2 protein-coding genes and 1 pseudogene are annotated in these 3,131 nt (G+C 65.6%); 2 read left to right on the forward strand and 1 reads right to left on the reverse strand.

The genetic code is table 11. From position 1 onward, the window contains the following. The first annotated feature begins 300 nt into the window (after nucleotides 1-300). Nucleotides 301-966, forward strand: a complete 666-nt coding sequence (locus AB0E14_RS39570; protein ID WP_362430392.1) for a hypothetical protein — start codon at nucleotides 301-303, stop codon at nucleotides 964-966. 156 nt (nucleotides 967-1,122) lie between these two features. Here the strand turns inward: AB0E14_RS39570 and AB0E14_RS39575 are convergent. Beyond that, nucleotides 1,123-1,260 (reverse strand): annotated as a pseudogene (locus AB0E14_RS39575) (IS256 family transposase); the annotation flags it as partial. Nucleotides 1,261-1,586: 326 nt separating this feature from the next. Between AB0E14_RS39575 and AB0E14_RS39580 the strand changes: the two are divergent. Then, a complete protein-coding gene (locus AB0E14_RS39580; RefSeq protein WP_362430395.1) occupies nucleotides 1,587-2,957 on the forward strand; it encodes a Wadjet anti-phage system protein JetD domain-containing protein in 1,371 nt (456 codons plus the stop codon). The last annotated feature ends 174 nt before the right edge of the window (nucleotides 2,958-3,131 follow it).

Raw genomic sequence — 3,131 nt, forward strand, 5'->3', positions numbered from 1 at the left:
CGGCCATCACCGGTCGGTGACCAGCAGTTTCGCGCACAGCCCAGCCCTGTGGGTGAACAGGTTCACCGAGGAAACGGTCCGCCGTACAGCCGGACGACCGCAGACGTGACGGTTCCGTCGTACCGGGCTGATCCCGCCCACGCCTCATGATCGCCTTGGACAGGGGTTCTCCGCAGTTCCGTGGCTCCTGCGGGACACGGCTGTCAGTGGTGGTCGAGAGTATGGAATCAAGCCCAGCAGTCGCTTCCGGTGCCGATACCGATGAGGAACCGCCGGGCCAACTCGCCCAAGGAGGCTCGAATGCTGTCCAACCTGCCCACTTCCATCATGGCCGCCAGTTCTGCACCGTCCTGGTGGACAACCGCTTCACAGACAATCCCGATCGCCGCGCTCACAACCGTCGCCTTCACCTGGTTCCTGGCCCGGATCCTCGCTCGACGCCAGGAGTTCGGCAAAAAGCAGGCCGAGGCAGAACTCAAACTACGCCAACTGCTACGCGAGGTCCGTGCCGACATACTCCACGCCCGCGCCGGACTCGCCGAGAACGGCAGCTACCACCCGCAAGGATTCACCGGCGAACGGCTGGAGATCATCGCCGCCCAAGCGGTGGTCAGCGCCCATCGGCTGCCGAAGAGAAAGCGGAAGGCGCTACGCGTTGAACTCGTACGGCTGCTGGGCGAATGGCGCGTCCGGATGGCAGAGGAGATGGGAACCGCCCTGCTGAAGTCCCTCGCGCCCGAGCCCACGTCCGGCCCCAAGGAAGCCTCGCTCGTCCCTGCGCGGCGGCCGACCAGCGCCCAGGCCGGCTGGTACGCGATGCATGCCGGTGGTGGCGGCGACGTCACGGAGGGGCTCCTCCACGACCTGTCGAAGTCCCAGATCCCCGCCGAGTCCCACCAGCCGGTGGTCGACTGCCTGGACAGAGCCCTGAAGACGATCGGCGGTTCCACCCGCCTGGACCGCTAACCTCCGCCGCGCCCCAGTCGACCTCGCTCTCACATCGAGCGCGGCATACCGTGGGAGTCAACCGACCCCCACCACATCGGCGAGTAGAGCTGCTACATCATCGCCGACGGCCCCAGCCTTGGGGGCCATCGATCCGCGAACGGTCTCCGGGCGGGGCCGGTCAGAGCCAAGATGGTCGCTCGTCTCGCCCTCGAGAGCGGACTCCAGCAGCCGCTTCGTCAGCTGCTGAAGCAGTCCACCCTCACCCGTCAATTGCAGACCCTCGGCCTGGGCCCGGGCCACGAGCTCGTTCAGGAACTGGTCATCGACGTCGCCGACGCAGCCCCTGCCTCAGACGGCTTGGCTATGTTCTCGCTGGTCACAGGTGCACTCTTCCATGATCGGAGTTACACCGTTCTCTTTACAGTCCCCACCAGTTCCACAGCGGCTCCAGCACGGGGACGACTAGCAGATGACGGCGGACCACCGTGCCAGCTTCGGGCCAATGTTGGATTGGACTCACTTTGTCTTTTTGTGGGGCGCAAGGGGCCTTGTGTATGCCTTCCTGACAGAGTGGATCTGCCTGGGTCCAAGTTCCGATGTGTCTCTGGGGAGGGCATGTGAGTGCCGGGGCGGGCGCTATGACTCTGTTGTTCAGTGAAGCGGAAGGCCGAATCCGGGTAGCGCTGCCTGAAGTGCCGGAGGACACACATGCTCTGTCCGTGCCGGTACGTCGTGAGGGGATGAACCGCGCACCGCGTAATCGCCAGGGCTTGCTGCGCATTCGGGAAGTCGACCTGGTGACTGCGCGGGAGCAGCCGGCCTATGAACCTCCGGAAACGTTGGATAGCCGGCATCTGGTGTGGGTGCTCTCGGCGCAGCGGCGCTCTTGGGCCACGGTGGAGTCCCGTTTCGGAGACAGGGCGTGGGATGTAGCGCTGGCGCTGGTCCGGTGCGGAGGTGTGGTCCTGCGTTGCGCGGTTGATGACGATCTCGAGCTCGCCGGTCCGTTGGCATGGCGTCTGTCTCATTCGTGGGCATTACAGGCGGATGAGTTGCTGCAGGAGCTGCGCGGATGGCGGGATCCCGATGAGGTACGCAAGGAACTGCTTGCGCTGATGGTGCCGGTACCGGAGCTGGAGCGGGAGCAGGTGCTGCTGGATGCCTGTCCGGTGGGTTCGCCGCTGCGGGTGCCGCAGGACAGTGCGGTCGCAACCGAGGCGTGGACTGCCTATGAGGCGGCGGTGCGCGCGGCGTCTGTGTGGTGGCCGGCGTACCGGGACGGGGAGCGGTTGTCCGCCAAGGAGTTGGCTGGCCTTGCGTTGAGCGGGTCGAAGAAGTGGACCCCTCCACGGCAGGCGGCTTTCGAGAACCTGGTCGGGATGAGCTTTGACCTGGCGCTCGATGAGGCTGATGTCGATATTCGAGTGCGGGGGCCTTTGCGGTGGCGGGTGGGGTCGGTGGCTGCCGACGCTGCGGTGGCCAAGCCGTGGATCGCTCTGCCTGCTGGTGCTCTGCGGCTGGTGGGGGAAGTCGAGCACGGTGGGCGGGGCGTCTTCTTGGTTGAGAACTCGGACACGTTTGAACGCGTGTGTGCGATCCCGGAGGTCACGTCGCAGTGGCTGTGCATCTGGGGCAAGGGGTACGTCACCAACAAGCTGGTTGCCCTGCTGGAGTGGATGCGTCCGGAGCGGATGGCCATCTGGGGAGACCTGGATGCGGATGGGATTGCCATCATCGATGATCTGTCCCGGCGCTTGGACCGCAAGGTGCATCCGGTGGGGATGGAAGTGGAGATGTGGCGTGCCGGCCCCTACCGGGATCAGGAGCCGGAGCAGTATCCGAAGGCACGCGCGCTGGCGGAGAGGCTGGCGGCGGAGGGGCCGGTGGAACTGCGGGCCCTGGCGGCGGAGATCGCGCTCTCGGGCGAATCGTGTGAGCAGGAGCCGTTGCACCGGAAGGTGCTGCCTCGCCTGGTTGGGCTGTTGGAGGCGGTGCCGGCTGGTGGGTGAACAGCTCACGTTTGGGGACGGCGATCGGCAGGATCTGGCGGCGGCTGTTCAGTTGGCCAACTGGCGGGCGTTCATGGCTGGGCCTTGTCCCCAAAAGGTGGACACCTGTTCGTGTCGTTATGCGGCAAGTGTCAGAGTAGCTGACTGCTGTTCGTAGACGTTCGGTGCCTGTTG

The organism is Streptomyces sp. NPDC047981 (genome assembly GCF_040653315.1).
In the GTDB taxonomy this organism is placed as follows: Bacteria; Actinomycetota; Actinomycetes; order Streptomycetales; family Streptomycetaceae; genus Streptomyces.